Here is a 20,138-nt window from a genome sequence, read left to right as displayed (position 1 = left end):
GTGCCGCAAGGCACGCTTATTTACCACTCTAGCAGCCCTAAGGCTGAAACGGCTGGCGGTGGAACAGGTCATGTGAGCATTTCGGGCAGAGTGGCAAAACCTCCGGCGTGTAGAACGCGATATGGTGATGGCAGTTCTCACACACCAGATTACCTAACCCCACCACTTCACCGCTGTGATACACCCCGTGATGATTCACATCTTTGAAGATCTCACGCCACTCTAGCTGCGTTTTATCCGTAATATCCGCTAGCTCCTGCCACAGGCTTTCCTTGATGACTCGCATAAACACGCTGTCGGTAAACTCATCCTGACTCTCATTATAGCTGCGGGCAAATTCTTCCAAATCGCGTTGAACGGCCTGAATCACCTGCTCTATTTCTTTCTGCGTCAGCTCCGAGCTTTCCTGCAAAGTTTTGCGGGCGCTCAGCACCAGACTGTCGAGATCGCGTTCACCATTGTTCAGCCGGGCCGTCACTGAAGCCATTAACTCGCGGTAATAGCGGGCTAGTTTATTCATGCTTCCTCCTGAATTAAGCGGGTTGAAAGGTGATAAAGCACGACTATTCGTCGTCTGACACATCAGGCCAAAACCGATACGTTGCCTATCTCTCTCTATTTTAGATTATTTTTCCGGTACGCCTGATAAATTGTCGCCAATTTGCGCAACGCCTCGCAGTATGTCGTTCCCAGATCAGAAATATTCCTCAGTCGGGCGCTGGGTGTTGTTGCCCGCGCCGCTTACGGCTATGCTATGCGGATCTTTTGTTATGAATCAGAACAGGCTACTCACGTAGCGATTCTTCACTAAACAGGACCCCTGGCAGCCATGCAAGAGCAATACCGCCCAGAAGAGATAGAAGCGGACGTCCAGCTTCACTGGCAAGAGAAGCAGACATTTAAAGTCACCGAACAGCCCGGCAAGGAAAAATACTATTGCCTTTCCATGCTGCCTTACCCTTCTGGCCGACTACATATGGGCCACGTCCGTAACTACACCATCGGCGACGTGATCTCCCGTTATCAGCGCATGCTGGGTAAGAACGTTCTGCAACCGATCGGTTGGGATGCCTTTGGTCTGCCAGCAGAAGGCGCCGCGGTTAAAAACAACACCGCGCCAGCACCCTGGACCTACGCCAATATCGACTACATGAAAAACCAGCTTAAACTGCTGGGCTTTGGCTATGACTGGGATCGTGAAGTCGCGACCTGCAAACCAGACTACTACCGCTGGGAACAGTGGTTCTTCACCAAACTGTACGAGAAAGGTCTGGTTTATAAAAAAACTTCCGCCGTTAACTGGTGCCCGAACGACCAGACCGTACTGGCAAACGAACAGGTTATCGATGGCTGCTGCTGGCGTTGCGATACCAAAGTCGAACGCAAAGAAATTCCACAGTGGTTTATCAAAATCACCGCTTACGCAGACCAACTGCTGAACGATCTTGATACGCTGGAAAGCTGGCCTGAGCAGGTCAAAACCATGCAGCGTAACTGGATTGGTCGTTCTGAAGGTGTGGAAATCACCTTTGATGTGGCAGACAGCGACGAGAAACTGACCGTTTACACCACGCGCCCGGATACGTTCATGGGCGTAACCTACGTTGCCGTTGCCGCAGGCCACCCTCTCGCTGCGCAGGCTGCTGCAACCAACCCAGCGCTGGCCGATTTCATTGCAGAATGCCGTAATACCAAAGTTGCCGAAGCCGATATGGCAACGATGGAGAAAAAAGGCATGGCCACTGGCCTGTATGCAATTCACCCGCTGAACGGTGAGAAAGTCGCTATCTGGGTCGCCAACTTCGTCCTGATGGAATACGGTACAGGCGCAGTGATGGCCGTTCCAGGCCACGACCAGCGCGACTGGGAATTTGCTACCAAATACGATCTGTCCATCAAGCCAGTTATTCTGAACGCCGATGGCAGCGAGCCCGATCTGTCCGTTCAGGCGATGACAGAAAAAGGCAGCCTGTTCAACTCTGGTGAGTTTGACGGTCTGGATTTCGAGGCTGGCTTCAACGCCATTGCTGATAAGCTGGTAGAGAAAGGTATCGGCGAGCGTAAAGTCAACTATCGCCTGCGCGACTGGGGTGTCTCCCGTCAACGTTACTGGGGCGCTCCAATCCCAATGGTGACACTGGAAGACGGCACCGTCATCCCAACGCCAGAAGATCAACTGCCGGTAATCCTGCCGGAAGATGTCGTGATGGATGGCATCACCAGCCCGCTGAAATCTAACCCAGAGTGGGCGAAGACGACCGTTAATGGTCAGCCAGCGCTGCGTGAAACTGACACGTTCGACACCTTTATGGAATCGTCCTGGTACTACGCGCGCTACACCTGCCCGCAGTACGATCAGGGAATGCTGGATCCGGCTGCTGCCAACTACTGGCTGCCCGTTGACCAATACGTTGGCGGTATCGAACACGCCATCATGCACCTGATGTATTTCCGCTTCTTCCACAAACTGATGCGCGACGCGGGTCTGGTGACCTCTGATGAACCCGCTAAACGTCTGCTGTGTCAGGGCATGGTGCTGGCTGATGCCTTCTACTATCTGGGCAATAACGGCGAACGCATCTGGGTTTCTCCGACTGACGTGACCGTTGAGCGTGATGAGAAAGGACGCATCGTCAAAGCCGTAGATAACGAAGGCCGTGACGTGGTTTACGCGGGCATGAGCAAAATGTCGAAGTCGAAAAACAACGGCATCGACCCGCAGGTCATGGTAGAGAAATACGGTGCAGATACCGTGCGTCTGTTCATGATGTTTGCTTCTCCGGCAGAAATGACGCTGGAATGGCAGGAATCCGGCGTAGAAGGCGCAAACCGCTTCCTGAAACGCGTCTGGAGACAAGCCTTCGAGCATACCGAGAAAGGTGCGGTAACAGCTCTGGATATCGCTACACTGACGGAAGATCAGAAATCACTGCGCCGCGATCTGCACAAAACGATTGCTAAAGTGACCGATGATATCGGCCGTCGCCAGACCTTCAACACCGCGATCGCCGCCATCATGGAATTGATGAACAAGCTGGCAAAAGCACCGCAGGACAGCGATCAGGATCGCGCGCTGACGCAGGAAACCATGCTGGCCGTCGTTCGTATGCTGTATCCGTTCACGCCGCACGTTTGCTTCACGCTGTGGCAGGCGCTGCAAGGTGAAGGCGACGTCGATACTGCGCCGTGGCCGGTTGCGGATGAGAACGCGATGGTTGAAGATTCCAAGCTGGTCGTTGTTCAGGTTAACGGTAAAGTACGTGGTAAAATCACCGTTGCCGCTGACGCAAGCGAAGAACAGGTTCGCGAACGCGCTGCACAGGAACCGCTGGTCGCGAAATATCTGGACGGCGTCACGGTTCGTAAAGTGATTTATGTCCCTGGCAAACTGCTTAACCTGGTTGTGGGTTAAGGCAAGGAGGAACTGTGCGACATCGTCTATTCACGTTGTTGCTGGGGCTGGCGGTGTTAATCACCGCTGGCTGCGGTTTTCATCTGCGCGGCACGACACAAGTGCCTGCGCAGTTACAAACACTGGTGCTCGACAGCAGCGATCCTTATGGTCCGCTAACGCGTGCAGTACGTGAGCAGCTCCGTCTCAGCGATGTGAAAATCGTTGACGATGCGACGCGTCAGGATATCCCGTCTCTGCGGGTACTGGGCTCAAGCGAAACGCGCGATACCGTCTCTATTTTTCAGGACGGTAAAACAGCGGAGTACCAGATGGTGCTAACGTTGCAGGCGCAGGTGCTGATGCCGGGTGAAGATATTTATCCGCTCAGCGTGACGGTGTTCCGAACGTTCTTTGATAACCCGCTGGCTGCCCTGGCGAAAGATGCCGAACAGGACATCGTTCGTCAGGAAATGCGTGAGCAGGCTGCCCAGCAGTTGGTGCGTAAATTGCTGACCATCAACGGTAGCCAGGAAGTCAAAAATCGGCTGCAGTCCACCGATTCAACGACTGCCACCACGCGTTCATGATTCGGCTTTACCCCGAACAACTCACCGCGCAGCTCCATGAGGGGCTGCGCGGTTGTTATTTGGTCTTTGGTTCAGACCCGCTGCTGCTGCAGGAAAGTCTCGACAGCATTAAACGGGTCGCTCAACAGCACGAATTCAGCGAGCATTTCAGCTTCATCCTGGATATTCATACCGACTGGGATGCGATTTTCAGCACCTGTCAGGCGCTCAGCCTGTTCGCCTCGCGCCAATCGCTCTTACTGGTTTTGCCGGAAAACGGCCCAAACGCCGCGATGGGTGAAAATCTGGTTAAGCTCTCTGGATTATTGCACCCCGATATTTTGCTGATTCTGCGCGGTCATAAACTGACCAAAGCGCAGGAAAACAGCGCCTGGTTCAAAGCACTGGCGCAAGACAGCGTCTATATCAATTGTCTGACGCCGGAACAGACCCAGCTCCCTCGCTGGGTTGCTCAGCGTGCCAAGTCCATGAAGCTGACGCTGGATGAACAGGCTACGCAGCTCATTTGCTATTGCTATGAAGGCAACTTGCTCGCGCTGTCTCAGGCGTTAGAGCGGCTGGCGCTGCTTTATCCCGATGGCAAGCTGACCCTGCCGCGTGTGGAAAGTGCAGTCAATGATGCCGCTCACTTCACGCCGTTCCACTGGCTTGATGCGCTGCTGGCAGGCAAAGGCAAACGCGCCTGGCACATTTTGCAGCAGTTAAAACAGGAAGATTGCGAACCTGTCATTTTACTACGCACGCTACAGCGTGAACTACTACAGCTGCTGGCGCTAAAACGGCGCATGTCAGACACGCCGCTGCGTACGCTGTTCGATCAGCAAAAAGTGTGGCAAAACCGGCGTGACCTGCTCACTCAGGCATTACAGCGGCTTTCTCTTCAACAGCTACAGCAGGCCGTACGATTGCTAACGCAGGTGGAAATAACCTTAAAGCAAGACTATGGCCAGTCCGTTTGGTCTGAACTGGAATCGCTTGCCATGCTTCTGTGCGGCAAAGCCTTGCCGGAGGCATTCATCTGAATACGTCACCCGCAGCGCCATCCCTGACCGCGTTTTTTGGCGGCACGTTTGACCCGATTCATTACGGTCACCTTCAGCCAGTGACCGCACTGGCAAAGCTCGTGGGGTTGACTCAAGTCGTCCTGATGCCCAATAACGTTCCACCGCACCGGCAGCAGCCCGAAGCCAGTTCCCGGCAACGTTTTCATATGGCTGAGCTGGCCGTGGAAGGCAACCCACTATTTACCGTGGACGATCGTGAACTGCAACGGCAAACGCCCTCCTACACCATCGATACGCTGGAAGCGCTGCGGGCTGAAAAAGGCCGAGATGCGCCGCTGGGCTTTATCATCGGGCAAGATTCGCTGCTCACGCTGCACCACTGGCACCGCTGGCAGGATCTACTCAGCGTCTGCCATTTGCTAGTATGTGCTCGGCCCGGCTATCGCTCGACGCTGGAAACGCCCGAATTACAGCAGTGGCTGGACGATCATCTGACGCACACGCCGGACGATCTTCATCAGCAACCCCAGGGGCGGATCTTTTTAGCAGACACGCCGCTGGTCACTATTTCCGCCACGGACATTCGCCAGCGTCGCCAGCAAGGTCTGGACTGTTGCGATTTATTACCTCCCGCCGTGCTCAGCTACATCGACGAAAGCGGCCTGTACCAATAACACCGCTTTTCCTGCCCATCAGCCACGGGCTTTATACCACTCGGGAAAAGTGCGTGATATACTCCGCGGCTGGTTTCAATCACCGGGAAAAGCGGAAATTCTCGGTAATTACTCGGTGATTCACCTTTTTCCTAAACAATTCAGCGCCACACGCGTTCGTCAGTTGCTGACAAAACGCCATTGAGGGGGAACCTTTGCAAGGCCAAGCACTCCAAGACTTCGTTATTGATAAGGTCGATGACTTAAAAGCCCAGGATATTGTTGCACTTAACGTGCAGGGTAAGTCCAGCATCACCGATTACATGGTTATCTGTACGGGTACCTCTACGCGTCATGTCGCTTCTATCGCCGATCACGTCGTGCAGTCTTCACGCGCCGCGGGTCTGATCCCACTCGGTGTCGAGGGCGAAAGCGCTGCTGACTGGGTTGTTGTCGATTTAGGTGACGTGATGGTTCATGTCATGCAAGAAGAAAGCCGTCAGCTGTACGAATTAGAAAAGCTGTGGGGCTAGTATGAAACTGCAACTGGTCGCCGTTGGCACCAAAATGCCCGACTGGGTGCAGACTGGTTTCACCGATTATCTGCGCCGTTTCCCAAAGGACATGCCTTTCGAATTACTCGAAATTCCGGCGGGGAAACGGGGTAAAAATGCGGACATCAAACGCATTCTGGAGCGCGAAGGCGAACAGATGCTAGCCGCAGTAGGCAAAGGCAACCGCATTGTTACGCTGGACATACCAGGGACTCGCTGGGAGACGCCGCAGTTGGCGCAACAGCTAGAGCGCTGGAAACAGGACGGGCGCGACGTCAGCTTGCTGATTGGCGGGCCAGAAGGGCTTTCGCCGGAGTGCAAAGCCGCAGCAGAACAAAGCTGGTCACTCTCGCCATTAACGCTGCCGCACCCGCTTGTTCGTGTACTGGTGGCAGAGAGCCTGTACCGTGCATGGAGCATTACGACTAATCACCCTTACCATCGGGAGTAAGGCGATACGATGAAACCTGTGAAATAACGCTGGATGAAAGTAGAACGTAAACCCTTTCGTGATTATACGGCTGAGTCCGCCCTGTTTGTGCGCCGTGCTTTGGTAGCCTTTCTGGGCATTTTGCTGCTTTCCGGTGTATTAGTCGCTAATCTTTATCATCTGCAAATTGTGCGCGTTGATGACTACCGCACACGCTCTAATGAGAACCGCATTAAGCTGGTTCCTATCGCGCCCAGCCGCGGCATCATCTATGACCGTAACGGCACCCCGCTGGCGCTGAACCGCACTATCTATCAGTTAGAACTGGTACCCGACAAAGTCGACAATCTTAAAGATACGCTCGAAGCCCTGCGCCCCGTCGTCGATCTGACCGATGACGATCTGGAAAACTTTGAAAAAGAGCGTAAGCGTTCACGCCGTTTTACTTCCATCCCCGTAAAAGCTGGGCTCGATGAGATTCAAGTCGCCCGCTTTGCCGTCAACCAATACCGCTTCCCCGGTGTTGAAGTTAAAGGCTACCAGCGCCGCTATTATCCTTACGGTTCTGCTCTGACGCACGTAACGGGCTATGTATCCAAAATCAACGATAAAGACGTAGAGCGGCTAACCAAAGAAGAAAAAATTGCCGATTATGCCGCCACACGTGACATCGGTAAGCTAGGTATTGAACGTCATTACGAAGATCTGCTGCACGGCAAGCCTGGCTATGAAGAAGTTGAGGTTAACAACCGCGGCCGCGTGATCCGCCAGCTCCACGAACAGCCACCGCAGGCCGGGCGTGATATTTATCTGACGTTGGATCTAAGCCTGCAAATCTACATCGAGAAACTGCTGGAAGGCAGCCGTGCTGCCGTGATTGTCACCGATCCACGCGACGGCGGTATTCTGGCGATGGTTTCCACGCCCAGTTACGATCCCAACCTCTTTGTCGACGGGATTTCCACCAAGAATTACACAAAACTCCAAAGCGACCCCGATCGTCCGCTGATCAACCGTGCGACACAGGGGATTTACCCCCCCGCCTCCACCGTTAAACCTTATATTGCGGTTTCTGCTCTCACGGCAGGCGTGATCACCACGAACACCAGCCTGTTCGATCCCGGCTGGTGGCAATTACCCGGTTCCGAAAAGCGCTTCCGCGACTGGAAAAAATGGGGACATGGTCGCCTTAACCTCACCAAATCGCTGGAAGAGTCCGCGGATACCTTCTTCTATCAGGTCGCTTATGACATGGGGATCGATCGTCTATCCGAATGGATGAACAAATTTGGTTACGGCGAGAAAACCGGTATCGATATTTCGGAAGAAAGCAAAGGCAATATGCCAACGCGCGAGTGGAAATTAGGACGGTTCAAAAAACCCTGGTATCAAGGGGATACGATTCCGGTCGGGATTGGTCAAGGTTATTGGACCGCAACGCCTATCCAAATGAATAAGGCGCTGGTGACGCTGATCAACGACGGCCAGGTCAAAACGCCGCACCTGCTTTATAGCTCGCGGGAAAATGGCAAGATTGTGCCTTTCCGGCAGACAGAGAATCAGCAAATTGGCAACATCCACTCTGGCTATTGGGAAGTGGCGAAGGATGGAATGTATGGCGTAGCTAATCGGCCTAACGGTACTGCCCACAAAAGCTTTGAGGATGCGCCTTATAAAATTGCGGCCAAATCCGGTACAGCACAGGTTTTCGGCCTGAAAGAAAACGAAACCTATAATGCGCACAAGATCGCAGAACATTTGCGTGACCATAAATTAATGGTTGCGTTTGCCCCATATAAAGACCCTAAAGTAGCGATGTCGATTATTCTGGAAAACGGTGGCGCAGGCCCGACCGTTGGCACCATCACCCGCCAGATCCTTGATCATATTCTGCTGGGTGATAACAATACCGATTTACCCAGTGCGCCTCCTGCACCACCGGGTAGCGAGAGTGAGTAACAGACAGTCATGACCGATAGCCAACAAAAGGGATCGTTCTGGGCGAAAATCCATATCGATCTGCCGTTTCTTCTCTGCATCCTGGCACTGCTGGGCTATAGCCTATTTGTCTTATGGAGCGCCAGCGGACAAGACGTCGGTATGATGGAGCGAAAAGTCGTTCAAATCGTGCTGGGGTTTACGGTGATGATCGTGATGGCGCAAATCCCTCCACGCGTATATGAAGGCTGGGCTCCCTACCTCTATGTGTTTTGCGTGATTTTGCTGCTCATCGTGGATATTTTTGGGCAGATCAGTAAAGGCGCACAGCGCTGGCTGGATCTGGGCTTTATCCGTTTTCAGCCGTCAGAAATTGCCAAGATAGCAGTACCGCTGATGGTCGCCCGTTTTATCAACCGTGATATGTGCCCGCCGTCGCTAAAAAATACGGCAATCGCGCTGGTACTGATTTTTGTCCCTACGCTGCTGGTTGCGGCACAGCCGGATTTAGGCACCTCAATTCTGGTCGCACTATCGGGGCTATTTGTGCTTTTCCTTGCTGGCATGAGCTGGCGCTTAATTGGCATCGCCGTCCTGCTACTCGCCGCTTTTATTCCTATACTCTGGTTTTTCCTGATGCATGACTATCAGCGCGCCAGGGTCATGATGCTGCTCGATCCAGAAAGCGATCCGCTCGGAGCCGGGTACCATATTATTCAGTCGAAAATTGCGATAGGCTCAGGCGGTCTGTCTGGAAAAGGCTGGCTGCATGGCACACAGTCTCAGTTAGAGTTTCTGCCAGAGCGCCACACCGACTTTATCTTTGCCGTGCTGTCTGAAGAACTCGGGTTAATCGGCGTGTTGATTCTGCTCGCTATGTATCTGTTCATGATTATGCGCGGCCTGGTCATCGCCGCGAATGCGCAAACCTCGTTCGGCCGGGTAATGGTCGGCGGGCTGATGTTGATTCTGTTTTTCTATGTGTTCGTCAATATCGGGATGGTCAGCGGTATACTTCCCGTCGTTGGCGTGCCGCTGCCGCTAGTCAGCTACGGTGGGTCGGCGCTGGTCGTCTTAATGGCGGGGTTCGGTATCGTCATGTCGATACATACTCACCGCAAACTGCTATCTAAGAATTTATAATACGAGGTGAGCAATGCGTAAGGATTGGCTTTGGGTCGGCGTAGCAACTCTGGCGCTTGCGGCCTGTACCACAACGGAACAGCGGCAGCCTGCGCCGCCCGTGACTCAGGTTTACAGCGGCCCGACGGAAGAGATCGGTGGCGCAGAACCACGTTATGAACCCTACAATCAGGGTACGCTGCAAGACTACAGCATCAAAGGTAAGAGCTATAAGATTGTCAAAAACCCGCAAAATTTTAGCGAGACAGGTTTAGCCGCATGGTACGGCGAAGAAGCCAGCGGTAACCGCACGTCAATCGGCGAAACGTTTGATCCTAATGCGATAACCGCCGCCCACCCAACGTTGCCTCTGCCAAGCTATGTCCGCGTGACCAACCTGAGTAACGGTCGCCGTCTGGTAGTACGCGTGAACGACCGCGGGCCGTATACGCCGGGCAGAATTATCGATCTGTCCAAGGCCGCAGGCGATCGGCTGAATATCTCGAACAATACCAAAGTCAAAGTGGACTTCATCAACGTCGCGCCAGACGGCACGCTCTCCGGTCCCGGAACCGTGGGCACCACCGTCGCTAAGCAAAGCTTCGCCCTGCCGGAACGTCCGAGCTTCGGTGCCAGCGGGCTGGGCACACCGATGATGGAAACGACGTCGCCAACGCCCAACAGCGCCGTGCGCCCGATCAGCAATAGCAGCCTGAGTGCACCAGCAGAAAGCACACAGCCGCAGAGCAGCGCGCCGTCGCACAGCGGTGGTTTTCTGGGGGCACCTTCCGCCTTGCGCGCTGGCGTGGTTGAGTCCAGCGTGACGCCAGCGGTAGCGCCATCGTCATCCGCTGCGCCAATGAACGTCGCGCCAGCTGCTGCGGCAACGGTTGCCGCTCCCGCGGCTACAACGCCATCTGCCACGGGCCGCTATGTGGTTCAGGTCGGTGCATTGAGCGATCAACAGCGCGCGCAAACCTGGCAACGCAGCCTGAGCGAACGCTTCCGCGTGGCCGGGAAAGTCACGGCGAGCGGTGGCCTGTATCGTATTCAACTGGGGCCATTCCAGAATCGTCAACAAGCCGCTGAACTTCAACAACGTTTGTCAGTCGAAGCTCAGCAGCAGTCGTTTATTACCGCCGCACCCAGCACCCTCTAGTAACAGATAATCGGCAGACTCACGCAGCGAAAACGGCGGCTATGGCATTGAACATACCGCCCTTTTGCAAAATCACGTAACGTAATGTCTGATGCCTGCCTATTTCCCATCTGCTATAGTGTGGCTCGTTTTTTAACTCATACCCACGGATGTTGTTGTTCCAATCATGAATACTGTAAACACGTCTCGTTTTACTAAACGTACTGCGCTTGGCGCACTGCTCGTCATTAGCGCCTCTTCCTTTGCCTATGCCGAAGATATCAATCTTAAAACGATGATCCCCGGCGTCCCGCAAATCGATGCTGAATCCTACATCCTGATTGATTACAACTCTGGGAAAGTGTTGGCGGAAATGAATGCCGACACGCGCCGCGATCCGGCCAGCTTAACGAAAATGATGACCAGCTATGTGATTGGTCAGTCCATTAAATCAGGAAAAATCAGCCCGAACGACATCGTTACCGTCGGTAAAGATGCCTGGGCAACCGGCAACCCGACCTTCCAGGGTTCTTCCCTGATGTTCCTGAAGCCGGGCGACCGCGTTCCTGTCTCCCAGTTAAACCGCGGCATCATTCTGCAATCCGGTAACGATGCCTGCGTCGCGATGGCCGACTACGTTGCCGGCAGTCAGGATGCCTTCGTTAACCTGATGAACGGTTACGTGAAAGCACTGGGGCTGAAAAATACCAATTTTGAAACCGTGCACGGTCTTGATGCGCCGGGCCAGTTCAGTTCGGCACGCGATATGGCCCTGATCGGTCAGGCGCTGATCCGCGATGTGCCTGAAGAATACGCAACCTACAAAGAGAAAGAGTTCACGTTCAACAATATCCGCCAGCCTAACCGCAACGGTTTGCTGTGGGATTCCAGCCTGAATGTTGACGGCATCAAAACGGGCCATACGTCATCAGCTGGCTTTAATCTGGTCGCCTCAGCAACAGAAGGCCAGATGCGCCTGATTTCTGCGGTACTGGGTGGACGTAACGCCAAAGGCCGCGAATCAGAAAGCAAGAAACTGCTGACCTGGGGCTTCCGCTTCTTTGAAACCGTCGCGCCATTGAAAGCAGGCAAAGAATTCGCTTCTGAGCCCGTCTGGTTTGGCGACAGCGACCGCGTTGCGCTGGGCGTTGAGAAAGATGCCTATCTGACTATTCCGCGCGGCCGTATGAAAGATCTGAAAGCCAGCTATGTTCTGGACAACACGGAACTGCATGCGCCGTTAGCCAAAAATCAGGTTGTGGGTTCCATCAACTTCCAACTGGATGGCAAAACCATCGATCAGCGCCCGCTGGTGGTGATGAACGAAGTGAAAGAAGGCGGAATTTTTGGCCGCATGATCGACTACATCAAACTGATGTTCCATCACTGGTTCGGCTAATCCCCCTTGTGTGGGGTCAAAACGCCCCCATATAGATACCATCCATAACTCCCGCAGAACGCGGGAGTTATGCTTTTTTAGTATACTGTACTGATGTCAGTGCTAATACCGTCGGAATAATACCGATGTATTACCCTCTCTGGAGCGCAAATGAAAACCAAATTAAACGAACTGCTTGAATTCCCCTGTGTTTTTACCTACAAGGTCATGGGTGAGGCAAAACCAGAGTTAGTCGATCTGGTCGTTGAAGTGGTACAGCGTCATGCGCCAGGCGACTACACGCCGCAGATCAAACCCAGCAGCAAAGGGAATTATCACTCTGTTTCCATCACCATCACTGCGACACACATTGAGCAGGTGGAAACGCTGTACGAAGAACTGGGCAACATCGACATCGTGCGCATGGTTCTGTAAGACATAGGATTCTATGAAACATAGGGTTCTATGAAACATAGGGTTCTATAAGAATCACGCAGTAAAAAGAACGAGCGGGAAAACTGGCGAGTACGGCAGGGTTTTGTGATTTTGCAAAGTGCTGTTCGCTGAGGCTTCCCGCCGTTATAATCCCCCCCACCTTTCCTTAACCTGAAGATGACACACTTGCTACAGGATAAGATCATCGTACGCCAATTTGACGTACAGCCGTATGAACCCGTCTCTCTGGCGATGCATAATTTCACCGACCGACGTGATGATAAAACGCCAGATGAAATTTGGCTGGTTCAGCACCCCCGCGTATTTACGCAGGGTCAGGCAGGCAAAGCCGAGCATGTCCTCATGCCCGGTGATATTCCCGTGATTCAGAGCGACAGAGGCGGTCAGGTGACCTACCACGGCCCCGGCCAGCAGGTCATGTACGTGTTGATTGACCTGAAGCGTCGCAAGCTCGGCGTTCGTCAGCTCGTCACCGCCATCGAAAACACCGTGATTGGCACTCTGGCACATTTCCAGATTGAAGCTCATGCGCGCCCTGATGCGCCCGGCGTCTATGTAGGCGAGCGTAAAATCTGTTCGTTAGGACTGCGTATTCGCAAAGGCTGCTCTTTCCACGGTCTGGCGCTCAATATTGCCATGGACCTCTCCCCTTTCCTGCGCATCAACCCGTGTGGTTACGCCGGAATGGAGATGACGCAAATCAGCGATCTGGTGCCGGGCGTCACGTTGGATGACACCGCTCCCGTGCTGGTGAACACCTTTTTGCAGTTAGTCGGCTACTCCGCACCCGAATTTGTTTCGTGGAATCTGGACGTTCAGGGTGAGCCGCTTCCTGGTTAACGTATTTCATCCTGTTAATAAAAATCAGTCAGTTAGACGATCGTTTTTTGATAAATTACATTTTATTCACATAATTTCTTCATTTTGATCGCGCAAAGGCTGATTGTGGTTAGGCAAGATGATATAATTTTTATAGTTTTTTAAAAAAAAGTTTAACTAAAAACATAATCCTTTGAATTTGAATTACAAATTTAAAGAAACGATTCAGAACTGGAACTTACGCAAACATGAGTAAACCGATTCAGATCGAACGCGGCGTTAAATACCGCGATGCCGATAAGATGGCGCTAATCCCGGTACGTACCGTCGTCACCGAACGCCAAGAGCTTCTGCGCAAACCTGAATGGATGAAGATTAAACTTCCGGCGGATTCAAGCCGTATTCAGGGAATCAAAGCGGCCATGCGCAAAAACGGGTTGCACTCAGTTTGCGAAGAAGCGTCCTGTCCGAATCTGGCGGAGTGTTTCAACCACGGTACCGCCACCTTCATGATTCTGGGTGCCATTTGTACCCGTCGCTGCCCGTTCTGTGACGTTGCCCACGGCCGCCCGCTTACGCCGGATGCCAATGAGCCTGAGAAACTGGCACAGACCATTCATGACATGGGTTTACGCTATGTCGTGATCACCTCCGTTGACCGTGATGATCTGCGCGACGGTGGAGCCCAGCACTTTGCAGACTGTATCAGCGCCATTCGCCGCAAAAACCCGAGTATCCGCATCGAAACGCTGGTGCCAGACTTCCGTGGCCGTATGGATCGCGCGTTAGAGATCCTGACCGCCACGCCGCCAGATGTGTTCAACCACAATCTGGAAAACGTACCACGCGTTTACCGTCAGGTCCGCCCTGGTGCGAACTATGAGTGGTCACTGAAGCTGCTGGAAAACTTCAAGAACGCACATCCAGATATCCCAACCAAATCTGGCCTGATGGTTGGATTGGGAGAAACCAATGCGGAAATCGTGGAAGTGATGCGTGACCTGCGCCGCCACGGTGTGACGATGCTGACGCTGGGACAATATTTACAGCCAAGCCGCCATCACCTGCCAGTACAGCGCTACGTCAGCCCGGATGAATTTGATGAGATGAAGGCCGAAGCGATGGCGATGGGCTTTACCCACGCTGCCTGCGGTCCATTTGTTCGCTCGTCCTACCATGCCGACCTACAGGCAAAGGGCATCGAAGTAAAATAAGCGCTCATACATATTTACACATTTTTTGTGTGGAATAAAAAACGGACGGCAATCGCCGTCCGTTTTGCTGTGTGGGAGTCGATCAGGGTTCTTTACGAGATGAATCATGCAGCGCTGCCGTATCATCCGTCTTTGCCGACTGATCGTCACTCATCGCCTTCTTGAAGCCTTTAATCGCCGCGCCCAAATCACCGCCGAGGCTACGAAGTTTATTCGTACCGAACAGCAGAATGATTAACGCGCCAATCACCAACAGCTTGGCAATACTGATACCTTCCATACAAACCTACCTGATTTAGATGCTGGAGACGCCAGCGAACGAGAACGATTTTTTATTGAAAATAATTCTTTTACTCTATGTCCTCTATCTAAAACCTTATGCAGCACGACACAATTAGCATCTGTAACAAAGTAAGACACGGCAAAAGCGCTTTCGCCCGCATTCAGATTGCTTTACAACTTTCACCTCGGCATCACTACAAAAATCCCTTCTGACGGCGTAAACTTTCCATACTAAAGCGGAGATGACATTCCTCCCTACCCCTCGCGCAGCCAAAACGCTGACAGCCTTAAAAACAGGGTACAACCGCCACTCGGCTAATGATGTCTACGTCCACCTCGCAGAGAGGGCGTAGCGTCCTGCCCAATACTCTCCGAGACAACAAAAACAACTCAGGCAAAACAGCCAAAGAAAGGTTTCTATGTTTAGTACATTACTCGCAGTATTTATTGGCGGCGGAGTCGGTAGCGTGGCGCGTTGGCAGCTTGGCGTGAAGTTTAACAATCTGTATCCAACGCTGCCGCTGGGCACTCTGCTTGCCAACTTGATTGGGGCTTTTGTTATTGGCGGCGCACTCGCTTTCTTCCTGCGCCATCCTCATCTCGATCAGGACTGGAAAATATTGATTACCACCGGGCTGTGCGGCGGTTTAACGACGTTTTCGACCTTTTCCGCAGAAGTCGTCATGTTCCTGCAAAGTGGGCAGCTTGCGGCGGCGGGGTTACACGTACTGTTGAATCTGGCGGGTTCGCTGCTCATGACCGCGCTGGCGTTTGCTCTGGTCACGTGGGTGACAACACACTGATGTCACGTGGAAATTGAAGCAAAAAAAACCCGCCATTGGCGGGTTTTTCACGAAATCGGTATAATTAAATAGCGTTAACGTTAGCAGCTGAAGGACCTTTGGCACCGTCAGTGATTTCGAACTCTACACGCTGACCTTCAGCCAGAGTTTTGAAACCATTGCTCTGGATGGCAGAGAAGTGTACGAACACGTCTTTGCTACCATCTTCAGGAGTGATGAAACCGAAGCCTTTAGACTCATTGAACCACTTAACACTACCTTTAATCTTAGACATCAAACTTACCTTTACATGAATGAAAGACACAAAATCTGTGTCAGGTACAGTACAACAATAGATTGGCCTTTTGTCCAGTTGAAGTTGGATAAAAAGTGATAAAAGTCGCTAAAAATGTATACCGCGCAACTCAGCTGTCCTATTTTAACCCGATGCAGAACGCAGAGAGTTCAGTTCTGGCCAATTCATCACTTTTTACGATATGAAGGAAGGCATCATGGTAAGCAAAACGCTGGGTCTGATCGGGGGCATGAGTTGGGAATCCACCATCCCGTATTACCGCATTATCAACGAGTATGTGAAAAGCCAACTTGGCGGCCTGCACTCCGCCAAAATCATCCTGCACAGCGTCGATTTCCACGAGATCGAACGGTTGCAGTCACAAGGTGATTGGAAGCAGTCAGCCGCTGTACTCAGCAATATCGCAGTAGGATTACGTCAGGCGGGAGCGGAGGCGATCGTCATCTGTACCAACACGATGCATAAAGTGGCCGATGACGTTGAACGCGCCTGTCAGCTTCCTCTTTTGCATATTGCCGATGCCACCGGTGCCAGCCTGAAACAGCATAAATTGAAGAAAGTCGGCTTGCTTGGAACCCGCTACACAATGGAGCAGGATTTCTATCGCCAGCGCATTCAGGAACGATTTGGCGTGGAGGTGATAGTTCCTGACCATGAGGGAAAAGAGGCCGTTAATCGCATCATTTACGATGAACTGTGTCTGGGAAACATTAACGACGCATCGCGGCTGGTCTATCGGGACATTATCCAGCAGCTTGAACAGCAAGGCGCGGAAGGCATCATTCTGGGTTGTACGGAGATTCCGCTGTTAATCAGTGCTCAGGATGCGAAGGTTCCTCTTTTTGATACCAGCAGGCTCCACGCAATTGCTGCTGCAAAATTTGCACTTAACCAGCCATCATGATGAATTAATTCGATAAAATAAAATCTATACGCAAACTAATAATAGCCTCTTTTATTTACTCAAGTTTCCTCTTTTCCCAGCGTAACACTGATATCGGCTCCTATGTACAAAGGGCCGATATCAGGCCAGGTAGTTAAAAAGCCAACACCAGCATCTTGAAGTATGACGGCCCAATCTATAGCCGTCATGTCCTCCGTAATAAGGAAAACATCGCGGCTAAGATATCTCTCATAGTTTTACATATAAGATACATCCTATATATCGCAACCTCAACGACAATAATCTTCATTCGTTATTATCAACCACCGAAAGCAAACTCTTTATTCTCGATCATCCGTACCCAATTTATTGAATATATTATTTTTTCACAATTCAGGGGGGCAAAAATTATGCGAATCACCCGAAGATTCCTGGCGATTATTAATAACAGCAATAATGCTAATTTCATAAACAGAGTGTTATGGGTGAAATCAAAAGAATTTTTACTATTTATTATTTTTGCATTACTTATTTACACATCATCTGCGGAAGCAGAGACTTTTAACAACACGGTCGTTTTTGGTGATAGCTTAAGTGATGCAGGTAATCTTTCACATGCGTTAGGCATCGGAACATCGAGGTTTACAACCAACCCTGGGGAAACAGCTACGATGTATGTCGCAGATGGGCTAGGTCTGTCGGCAACAGATTCATCCTCAGGAGGAACCAACTATGCCTGGGGTGGAGCCGGTATTGTTAATAATTATTCATTGGGCATTATCTTTTCGCCGACGATTCAATCTCAGGTTAACAATTATATTCAAAGCAATAATATTAGCGCATCAACGCTTTATCAGTTCTGGGGTGGTTCCAATGATATTTATGCTATTTATGAATCATCGCCTTCAACTGAAACCAGTCAAATCATTCCTGTTGCAAATACTGAAATATCATTACTAAATAATTTATATCATGCAGGAGGGAAATATGTCGTTATTTATAACCTCACCAACCTTGGCGCAACTCCCGATGCCGCAAGACGCAACCTACAAGAAAAATATCAGGACGTAGCCAATCAATATAACAACACATTAAACAGCGGACTTCGCACGTTGAGTGATAATGGTTTAAATATAATCCCTGTCAATACGTATGGATTGTTGTCTGAAATAATGGCGACGCCATCAACCTATGGCATTATCAACACAACCAGTGGTGCCTGTAACACAACCTCATCACTTTTTTGCAATACAGGAAACTATGCTGGCGGCACAGAATATACCTATCTTTTTGCTGACAATGTCCATCCTACAACGGGTGTCAACAAGATGCTCGCCAGTGTCGTTTTATCTGAAATTTCAGCGCCAGGTAAAATTTCATTACTGAGCAAAGCGCCTCTACAGGCAACAAAGTCGCAGTACAATTTGTTACGTAAAGCGATCCTTACCGATACCTATGGCGGCGATACGCGGGTATTCGCTAATGGTGATTACCGCCATCAGGCCAACTCAACCGACGATACTTTTTCAAGCAGCAGTAATAACCGCTTTGCTTCAGTCGGTGGCGACGTGAGATTAAGTGACAATCTTAACGTCGGAGCGCTGGTCACCGTCTCTAACCAAAAGACGGCGCTTGATGGCGCAGGCTACACATTATATGACCACAGCGTTGCGCTTTATCAGGTCTACCACGCCGACCATCCCTGGATGAGCGCCTTCGTCAATGCTGGTTCTTCTCACTTTGATGATGTTTATCGCACCATTAACATCGGCCCGGCTACGCGCACAGAATCCGGTTCAGTGAAAGGACGCCATTTTGGTGGTGGGATTGATGCTGGATGGTGGTTTGATCTGGGGACATCCGTCAAAACAGGGCCTTTTGCTCGTCTGGAACGTCAATCCGTTGAGGTAGAAGGCTATCGTGAGCGCGGAAATAACAGCTCGGCCATGTGGTTTTCTGAACAACATCGTAATTCTCTGGTTTCCAGTCTTGGCTGGCAAACTCAGGCCCACTTACTCGTGGCCAGTTTGGACATTAGCCCTTACATCGGGATGGCCTGGAATCATGATTACATGGCCAGTAATGTGCACCCAGTCACCGCAGGATTAAACTCGATGAGTGGTCACTTCACCATGCCAAGCGCGGCTTCAGAAAAAGACTGGGGCGTCGCAGACGCTGGGGTTATGGTCAACCTGACAACCAGTCTGCATACATGGCTGCAATATTCCAATGAGTTTGGTGGTAACCCCAGAAAAGGCAATTACAGTACCAGCGTCGGTCTGGAATACGCATTCTAATCATATTGTTATGTATTATCTGGTAATAAAGATGACAGCAATGCCCTCTTTGGATCGGCAAGATTATGGACGAGGCATGAGCAAAGAACGCTACGAATGCGCATGAAGCTTGAAGTATGACGGGGATAGAAAAAAAGCAGTATTGAGAGACTCAATACTGCTTTATTCGTATGATTTTATTCCTGGTATGGTATGCAATGACTAACAGTACTTCTCATTATTATTTACGTAACATTGCTTCAATAAAATCTTTCCAAGTACTTACTTCTACTTCTACCATGCGAACCTCTTGGTGATTAACGGCGACGCATTATATGCACACTTTTTAATCAGGAAAAAGTGTTATGGAAGTATAAAAACTACACTTGTTCACATTTCTGCTACACAGTTCACAGTAGATCTCCCCGCCTTTTTTCGGCATGCTGGGCTATCGCACGATTAAGCTCAGTCAGGCTGTGTTGTCCTGAACAGCAATCGTCATGCAACCCAATAAGCAGAAAGGATTTTATCCCTATGGCGCTGACCATGTACGGCATCAAAAACTGTGACACTATAAAGAAAGCGCGCCGCTGGCTGGACGATCAGCAGGTGGCGTATCGCTTCCATGATTACCGTGCCGACGGTCTGGATGAACAGCAGCTGCAGCGTTTTATCGACCAACTGGGGTTTCAGGCCTTACTCAACACACGCGGAACGACCTGGCGTAAGCTCAGCGAAGAATTGCGTGAACAGATCAACAGCGATACCAGCGACAGCGCAGAGGCCGCCAAAAACCTGATGTTGGAACAGCCAGCAGTGATTAAACGGCCGTTGCTGATAACCGATGACGGCCACGCGCTGCTTGGCTTCAGTATCGACAGCTACCAGAAATTTATTGCGGAGAACAAATAA

At 51.3% G+C, this 20,138-nt stretch carries 21 protein-coding genes and 1 riboswitch; of the genes, 17 read left to right on the top strand and 4 right to left on the bottom strand.

The annotated features are described in order from the left end of the window. Positions 1 to 37: 37 nt before the first annotated feature. Positions 38 to 520, bottom strand: a complete 483-nt coding sequence (locus HP572_RS03645; protein WP_010298779.1) for a zinc ribbon-containing protein — start codon at positions 518 to 520, stop codon at positions 38 to 40. Between the two features lie 309 nt (positions 521 to 829). Here HP572_RS03645 and leuS point away from each other — a divergent pair, with 309 nt between their 5' ends. The 13 genes from leuS to lipA all read left to right on the top strand — a co-directional run bounded on the left by leuS (position 830) and on the right by lipA (position 14,687). Beyond that, entirely contained in the window at positions 830 to 3,412 is a 2,583-nt protein-coding gene (gene leuS, locus HP572_RS03640; RefSeq protein WP_240584801.1) for a leucine--tRNA ligase, read from the top strand. Between the two features lie 14 nt (positions 3,413 to 3,426). Continuing rightward, positions 3,427 to 3,981 (top strand): LPS assembly lipoprotein LptE, encoded by a 555-nt coding sequence (lptE, locus tag HP572_RS03635; RefSeq protein ID WP_174877633.1) that lies wholly within the window; start codon positions 3,427 to 3,429, stop codon positions 3,979 to 3,981. Beyond that, a complete protein-coding gene (gene holA, locus HP572_RS03630; protein WP_240584800.1) occupies positions 3,978 to 5,003 on the top strand; it encodes a DNA polymerase III subunit delta in 1,026 nt (341 codons plus the stop codon). Before lptE ends, holA begins: the two co-directional genes overlap by 4 nt. Further along, complete coding sequence (gene nadD / locus HP572_RS03625; protein WP_240584799.1) at positions 4,970 to 5,659, top strand: nicotinate-nucleotide adenylyltransferase; 690 nt, start codon at positions 4,970 to 4,972, stop codon at positions 5,657 to 5,659. Before holA ends, nadD begins: the two co-directional genes overlap by 34 nt. A 194-nt stretch (positions 5,660 to 5,853) precedes the next feature. After that, entirely contained in the window at positions 5,854 to 6,171 is a 318-nt protein-coding gene (gene rsfS, locus HP572_RS03620) for a ribosome silencing factor (RefSeq protein WP_010284049.1), read from the top strand. 1 nt (position 6,172) lies between these two features. Next, positions 6,173 to 6,643, top strand: a complete 471-nt coding sequence (rlmH, locus tag HP572_RS03615; protein WP_005976291.1) for a 23S rRNA (pseudouridine(1915)-N(3))-methyltransferase RlmH — start codon at positions 6,173 to 6,175, stop codon at positions 6,641 to 6,643. A gap of 33 nt (positions 6,644 to 6,676) precedes the next feature. After that, the gene (gene mrdA, locus HP572_RS03610) at positions 6,677 to 8,581 is read left to right on the top strand and encodes a peptidoglycan DD-transpeptidase MrdA (protein ID WP_205552638.1); all 1,905 of its coding nucleotides are present in this window, start codon (positions 6,677 to 6,679) and stop codon (positions 8,579 to 8,581) included. 9 nt (positions 8,582 to 8,590) lie between these two features. Then, positions 8,591 to 9,703: a peptidoglycan glycosyltransferase MrdB gene (mrdB, locus tag HP572_RS03605; RefSeq protein ID WP_039356439.1), complete on the top strand. Its 1,113-nt coding sequence runs from the start codon at positions 8,591 to 8,593 to the stop codon at positions 9,701 to 9,703. Positions 9,704 to 9,716: 13 nt separating this feature from the next. Beyond that, positions 9,717 to 10,841 (top strand): endolytic peptidoglycan transglycosylase RlpA, encoded by a 1,125-nt coding sequence (rlpA, locus tag HP572_RS03600; protein ID WP_240584798.1) that lies wholly within the window; start codon positions 9,717 to 9,719, stop codon positions 10,839 to 10,841. Between the two features lie 166 nt (positions 10,842 to 11,007). Beyond that, complete coding sequence (gene dacA / locus HP572_RS03595) at positions 11,008 to 12,219, top strand: D-alanyl-D-alanine carboxypeptidase DacA (RefSeq protein ID WP_240584797.1); 1,212 nt, start codon at positions 11,008 to 11,010, stop codon at positions 12,217 to 12,219. A 150-nt stretch (positions 12,220 to 12,369) separates the two neighbouring features. Next, entirely contained in the window at positions 12,370 to 12,633 is a 264-nt protein-coding gene (gene ybeD, locus HP572_RS03590) for a DUF493 family protein YbeD (RefSeq protein WP_005976281.1), read from the top strand. Between the two features lie 177 nt (positions 12,634 to 12,810). Further along, positions 12,811 to 13,494, top strand: a complete 684-nt coding sequence (lipB, locus tag HP572_RS03585) for a lipoyl(octanoyl) transferase LipB (protein WP_175552158.1) — start codon at positions 12,811 to 12,813, stop codon at positions 13,492 to 13,494. Positions 13,495 to 13,721: 227 nt separating this feature from the next. Further along, on the top strand, positions 13,722 to 14,687 hold the full coding sequence (gene lipA, locus HP572_RS03580) for a lipoyl synthase (protein ID WP_010284032.1): 966 nt from the start codon (positions 13,722 to 13,724) through the stop codon (positions 14,685 to 14,687). A gap of 82 nt (positions 14,688 to 14,769) precedes the next feature. Here lipA and tatA read toward each other — a convergent pair whose 3' ends face one another. Then, positions 14,770 to 14,967: a Sec-independent protein translocase subunit TatA gene (gene tatA, locus HP572_RS03575; RefSeq protein WP_039312212.1), complete on the bottom strand. Its 198-nt coding sequence runs from the start codon at positions 14,965 to 14,967 to the stop codon at positions 14,770 to 14,772. 231 nt (positions 14,968 to 15,198) lie between these two features. Next, positions 15,199 to 15,304: riboswitch (Fluoride riboswitch) on the top strand. Positions 15,305 to 15,388: 84 nt separating this feature from the next. On the opposite strand from tatA, the gene crcB reads away from it, so the two are divergent. Continuing rightward, a complete protein-coding gene (crcB, locus tag HP572_RS03570) occupies positions 15,389 to 15,772 on the top strand; it encodes a fluoride efflux transporter CrcB (RefSeq protein ID WP_095994005.1) in 384 nt (127 codons plus the stop codon). 64 nt (positions 15,773 to 15,836) lie between these two features. Here the strand turns inward: crcB and cspE are convergent, their stop codons facing one another. Then, complete coding sequence (cspE, locus tag HP572_RS03565) at positions 15,837 to 16,046, bottom strand: transcription antiterminator/RNA stability regulator CspE (RefSeq protein WP_005976270.1); 210 nt, start codon at positions 16,044 to 16,046, stop codon at positions 15,837 to 15,839. 217 nt (positions 16,047 to 16,263) lie between these two features. On the opposite strand from cspE, the gene HP572_RS03560 reads away from it, so the two are divergent. Both HP572_RS03560 and HP572_RS03555 read left to right on the top strand, forming a co-directional pair. Then, positions 16,264 to 16,971, top strand: coding sequence for an aspartate/glutamate racemase family protein (locus HP572_RS03560; protein WP_240584796.1), 708 nt, complete (start codon positions 16,264 to 16,266; stop codon positions 16,969 to 16,971). 389 nt (positions 16,972 to 17,360) lie between these two features. Next, on the top strand, positions 17,361 to 19,247 hold the full coding sequence (locus tag HP572_RS03555) for an autotransporter domain-containing protein (protein ID WP_240584795.1): 1,887 nt from the start codon (positions 17,361 to 17,363) through the stop codon (positions 19,245 to 19,247). Positions 19,248 to 19,467: 220 nt separating this feature from the next. Here the strand turns inward: HP572_RS03555 and ypfM are convergent, their stop codons facing one another. Further along, on the bottom strand, positions 19,468 to 19,527 hold the full coding sequence (gene ypfM / locus HP572_RS22980; RefSeq protein WP_137739554.1) for a protein YpfM: 60 nt from the start codon (positions 19,525 to 19,527) through the stop codon (positions 19,468 to 19,470). A gap of 233 nt (positions 19,528 to 19,760) precedes the next feature. Here ypfM and HP572_RS03550 point away from each other — a divergent pair, with 233 nt between their 5' ends. Next, positions 19,761 to 20,138, top strand: a complete 378-nt coding sequence (locus HP572_RS03550; protein ID WP_127156222.1) for an ArsC family reductase — start codon at positions 19,761 to 19,763, stop codon at positions 20,136 to 20,138.

Origin of the sequence: Pectobacterium sp. PL64 (genome assembly GCF_022477975.1) — a bacterium.
In the GTDB taxonomy this organism is placed as follows: domain Bacteria; phylum Pseudomonadota; class Gammaproteobacteria; order Enterobacterales; family Enterobacteriaceae; genus Pectobacterium; species Pectobacterium jejuense.
Note: the sequence above shows the minus strand (reverse complement) of the source record. Positions and strands in the feature narration are given on the sequence as shown.

Excerpts from the sequence above, each read along its gene's own strand:
- HP572_RS03645 (WP_010298779.1), bottom strand. The coding sequence starts at position 520 with ATGAATAAACTAGCCCGCTATTACCGCGAGTTAATGGCTTCAGTGACG.
- leuS (WP_240584801.1), top strand. The coding sequence starts at position 830 with ATGCAAGAGCAATACCGCCCAGAAGAGATAGAAGCGGACGTCCAGCTT.
- holA (WP_240584800.1), top strand. The coding sequence starts at position 3,978 with ATGATTCGGCTTTACCCCGAACAACTCACCGCGCAGCTCCATGAGGGG.
- rlmH (WP_005976291.1), top strand. The coding sequence starts at position 6,173 with ATGAAACTGCAACTGGTCGCCGTTGGCACCAAAATGCCCGACTGGGTG.
- mrdA (WP_205552638.1), top strand. The coding sequence starts at position 6,677 with ATGAAAGTAGAACGTAAACCCTTTCGTGATTATACGGCTGAGTCCGCC.
- mrdB (WP_039356439.1), top strand. The coding sequence starts at position 8,591 with ATGACCGATAGCCAACAAAAGGGATCGTTCTGGGCGAAAATCCATATC.
- rlpA (WP_240584798.1), top strand. The coding sequence starts at position 9,717 with ATGCGTAAGGATTGGCTTTGGGTCGGCGTAGCAACTCTGGCGCTTGCG.
- dacA (WP_240584797.1), top strand. The coding sequence starts at position 11,008 with ATGAATACTGTAAACACGTCTCGTTTTACTAAACGTACTGCGCTTGGC.
- ybeD (WP_005976281.1), top strand. The coding sequence starts at position 12,370 with ATGAAAACCAAATTAAACGAACTGCTTGAATTCCCCTGTGTTTTTACC.
- lipB (WP_175552158.1), top strand. The coding sequence starts at position 12,811 with ATGACACACTTGCTACAGGATAAGATCATCGTACGCCAATTTGACGTA.
- lipA (WP_010284032.1), top strand. The coding sequence starts at position 13,722 with ATGAGTAAACCGATTCAGATCGAACGCGGCGTTAAATACCGCGATGCC.
- tatA (WP_039312212.1), bottom strand. The coding sequence starts at position 14,967 with ATGGAAGGTATCAGTATTGCCAAGCTGTTGGTGATTGGCGCGTTAATC.
- crcB (WP_095994005.1), top strand. The coding sequence starts at position 15,389 with ATGTTTAGTACATTACTCGCAGTATTTATTGGCGGCGGAGTCGGTAGC.
- cspE (WP_005976270.1), bottom strand. The coding sequence starts at position 16,046 with ATGTCTAAGATTAAAGGTAGTGTTAAGTGGTTCAATGAGTCTAAAGGC.
- HP572_RS03560 (WP_240584796.1), top strand. The coding sequence starts at position 16,264 with ATGGTAAGCAAAACGCTGGGTCTGATCGGGGGCATGAGTTGGGAATCC.
- HP572_RS03555 (WP_240584795.1), top strand. The coding sequence starts at position 17,361 with ATGCGAATCACCCGAAGATTCCTGGCGATTATTAATAACAGCAATAAT.
- HP572_RS03550 (WP_127156222.1), top strand. The coding sequence starts at position 19,761 with ATGGCGCTGACCATGTACGGCATCAAAAACTGTGACACTATAAAGAAA.